This is a genomic window from uncultured Kiloniella sp., from assembly GCF_937128705.1.
Classification (GTDB): Bacteria; Pseudomonadota; Alphaproteobacteria; order Kiloniellales; family Kiloniellaceae; genus Kiloniella.
On sequence record NZ_CAKZMP010000146.1, the window covers coordinates 1 to 3,132 of the forward strand.

The window sequence follows — 3,132 nt, forward strand, 5'->3', positions numbered from 1 at the left end:
CTCAGGATATTCGCAAAGCGATCTACACGACCAATGCGATTGAGTCTTTGAACAGTGTGATCCGCAAGGCGATCAAGAAACGGAAGCTGTTCCCGACGGACGATGCGGCGAGAAAGGTCGTCTATCTGGCGATCCAGGATGCCTCTAAAAAATGGACCATGCCCATCAGAAACTGGAAGGCAGCCCTGAACCGATTTATGATCGAATTTGAAGACCGCTTGGCGGATTACATTTAACCCTGGCAGTTACACAGAATTATTTACAGGGTCCTCAGCCAATGCGTGATTGTGTCTAATAGTTCAGTTTCCATGACCTTGTAGCGCCCGCGGATAGCACACTCCCATACTACTAATACTCTCCAACCGGCCGCGTTCAGTTCACACCATTGCTCGCGATCTCGTTGTTTGTTCCGAGACAGCTTCTGCATCCACCAGTCAGTTCGTGTTTTGGGTATCTTAAACATGTGACAGCTATGTGCATGCCAGAAGCATCCGTTGATAAAGATAACGGCATGATATTTCGGCAAAACTAAGTCGGGCTTACCGGGAAGTGTGTTGTTGTCGAGCGTATATCGAAAGCCCAAGGCATGAAGGCGTTTTCTTAGGAATATCTCAGGTTTCGTATTTTTATACTTGATCGCAGCCATGTTTCTGCTGCGGGTCTTTACGTCATGTACATCAACCAAGATTGCCTCCAGTTACCTGATGTAATCGGGTGAGCTAGTAAAAATCTAGTTCACCTTCATTATGGATTGCTAATCCAGAGACAGGTTTTCCTGATGGTGTGGTTCGGGATCGGGTGTTTCCTGGGTGATAAGGTCTCGCACGACTTCCGCTATCTGACGCGCCAATAGAGGAGGTACTGCGTTGCCGACCTGATGGTACTGCTGTGTTCTGTTGCCCTGAAAAAAATAATTGTCCGGAAATGTTTGTAGTCGAGCGGCTTCGCGTACCGTTAAGCTCCGACACTGCCCCGGATCGGGATGAATAAAGTAGTGCCCGTCCTTAGATATATGGCTTGTCACGGTCGTCGCAGGTGAGTGAGCTAGCTGAACCCTAAAACGATCTGCAAACTTTCCGCTTTTCCAGTTTTTATGGGCTGGACTTAAACCGGGTAAACAGAATTCGCGATGGCCTTTAGGGGAGCGCCCGAAAGACTTTGCATATGCTGAGGCATAGATATACCTGCGCAGGTCATCGGGCATGTGTCCGCGCGCTTCATGGTTCAGCCATATATCAAGGTTTTCATCACGATACCAAGAGGAGAGAGGGGGGGGGGCAAGATTATCCTGCTGATTTTTCGGATATCTTAATGCACCGGAGCTCTCCCTTTCCTTGATATCTTCCTTTGCTTGTTCAAGCGCCGGGATTAAGGCGTTGAGGTGATTGAATTCATGTTTCAGTGCAGCCAGTAAATCGTCAATATGATCAGACACTGTGGTTTGCCAGCTTTGAACAGAATCCTTTTGTTTTGTCATCTTGCTTCTTAGAGGCGGAATCTCTCCAATAGCATCCATCACTGAGACAGATCTTCTGGTGCCGAGGGTGAGTGGAGAGGAGAGCAGACTTTCCTTTATTCCAAGCAGAATAACCCTGTGGCGGGCCTGAGGGATTCCATGGTCCTCTGCTCTGATGATGAACTTGCGGGCATCAAAATCTCTTGGATCATCACCGTAGTGAAAGGTATCCCCCGTAACCAAGGAGCAGATCCGATATTTTTCACCAGACCCTTGTATTCCAAGCGCTTCATCAGGAAATGACAGGTCGCGAAGGATGTCGTGAAAAACCGGCTTGCCAGCAACCTTTGAAGAGAGAATGCCTTTTACGTTCTCCATAACGAACACGCTTGGCGTGTAGCGTTGGATAATTCTCAGATATTCCTTGTAGAGAAAGTGACGGTGGTCTTCTTCTGCTACGTAGTCAACTTTGCCTTTGTTTCGGGATCGGCCTGCGAGGGAATATGCTTGGCATGGTGGACCTCCAATCAACACCCAGGGACGTGAACAATCAAGGGATGTGGTGATTACATCATCCAGTTCCCTGTTGCTTTCTTCATCACCGAGAGTGAGTTGCCGAGCTTCTTGTGCTGCGGCTTCATTGACACCAATATCTTCGATACCACCCTCTTCAGCTTGCATCCATGTTGGCAGATCATCTTGACCTTTAGGTAATTCATAGTTGAATTTTTCGTCTGCCTCACGCCAAACACCAAGGGGATGCTCGCCTTTTGTAATTGCAGTTACTATCATTTTGTATTTCCTTTTAATCGACTGCGAAGAAGGTATCCTTCAAGCTGCCATATTTTGTTTCGTGCATTTTCGCGAGCGATCTTACGGCCAATCTCCGCATTAAAATTTTCAGGGCTTGCACAAGCACTTTCGCCTACCACATGAAAACCATTTTCCAAGGTCAATGCACAAACAGTTAGCATTGATCCAGCAAAAACATGATATTGCTCAGATACAATCACACCATCAATAATCTCAGGAGTAATTCGGGGAGCGGTTAAACCTTTATTCTGTATTTCTTGCTCAATTTCTTTCTCAGACATCTATCTACTTTCTATCTATTAAGGGAAAAGGCGGGGGCAATTAAGCCCCCACCGATATAGTTATGTATTCCAGCTACCATTGTCGCCGTTAGTAAGCGCAGCAGTGAACTCACCAGCTGTAAGTGGGCCTGTTGCTACTGTGTAGCGAACTGCCAAATACTGCTTATTCACACCAACAGGAAGAGTTCTGAAAGGGATTTTATAGCCCTTTACCAAGTCAGCCTTTGCAACAGCACCAGTGCTGTAAACAACGGTTGAGCTTGACATGTCTTCGTTGTCAGAAACTTCAAGCGCGATCTCTACAGTTGCAGAGCCAGCAGCAAGAACATCTTTGTTTACGCTAATAAGCAAGCCGACAGGCTCGCCCTTACCCATATCACTCTCAAGACCTACCGCACCGTAAGGAACGCCAGCTTTCTTGAGATCAATTACGTTAGTTGATAAGGCAGAAGCCGTAACCTCTTGTTTATCAGACATAATTTGTTGTTGACTTAAGATCATTTTATTTACCTTTCTATGATCGTTAAGAAGTAACGTGTGGTATTAAACCACACGCGCTTCAGTTTTAAGGATGGCATCAAC

5 protein-coding genes are annotated in these 3,132 nt (G+C 46.5%); 1 reads left to right on the plus strand and 4 read right to left on the minus strand.

Translation table 11 applies throughout. The annotated features are described in order from the left end of the window. Positions 1-236: transposase (locus tag Q0241_RS08225; protein ID WP_299375865.1), on the plus strand; the 236-nt coding region annotated here is incomplete at its 5' end. A 23-nt stretch (positions 237-259) separates the two neighbouring features. On the opposite strand, the gene vsr is transcribed toward Q0241_RS08225, so the two are convergent. The 4 genes from vsr to Q0241_RS08245 all read right to left on the minus strand — a co-directional run bounded on the left by vsr (position 260) and on the right by Q0241_RS08245 (position 3,051). Then, entirely contained in the window at positions 260-685 is a 426-nt protein-coding gene (vsr, locus tag Q0241_RS08230; RefSeq protein ID WP_299375868.1) for a very short patch repair endonuclease, read from the minus strand. Between the two features lie 69 nt (positions 686-754). Beyond that, a complete protein-coding gene (locus Q0241_RS08235; RefSeq protein ID WP_299375871.1) occupies positions 755-2,248 on the minus strand; it encodes a DNA cytosine methyltransferase in 1,494 nt (497 codons plus the stop codon). Continuing rightward, on the minus strand, positions 2,245-2,550 hold the full coding sequence (locus Q0241_RS08240; protein ID WP_299375873.1) for a Gp49 family protein: 306 nt from the start codon (positions 2,548-2,550) through the stop codon (positions 2,245-2,247). The genes Q0241_RS08235 and Q0241_RS08240 overlap by 4 nt, the downstream gene beginning before the upstream one ends. Positions 2,551-2,610: 60 nt before the next feature. Then, positions 2,611-3,051 carry a Bbp16 family capsid cement protein gene (locus Q0241_RS08245; protein WP_299375876.1) on the minus strand — a complete coding sequence of 147 codons (441 nt, stop codon included), beginning with the start codon at positions 3,049-3,051 and terminating at the stop codon, positions 2,611-2,613. Positions 3,052-3,132: the final 81 nt, after the last annotated feature.

Coding starts and splice junctions, on each gene's coding strand:
- Q0241_RS08235 (WP_299375871.1), bottom strand. CDS start 2,248: ATGATAGTAACTGCAATTACAAAAGGCGAGCATCCCCTTGGTGTTTGG.
- Q0241_RS08245 (WP_299375876.1), bottom strand. CDS start 3,051: ATGATCTTAAGTCAACAACAAATTATGTCTGATAAACAAGAGGTTACG.
- Q0241_RS08240 (WP_299375873.1), bottom strand. CDS start 2,550: ATGTCTGAGAAAGAAATTGAGCAAGAAATACAGAATAAAGGTTTAACC.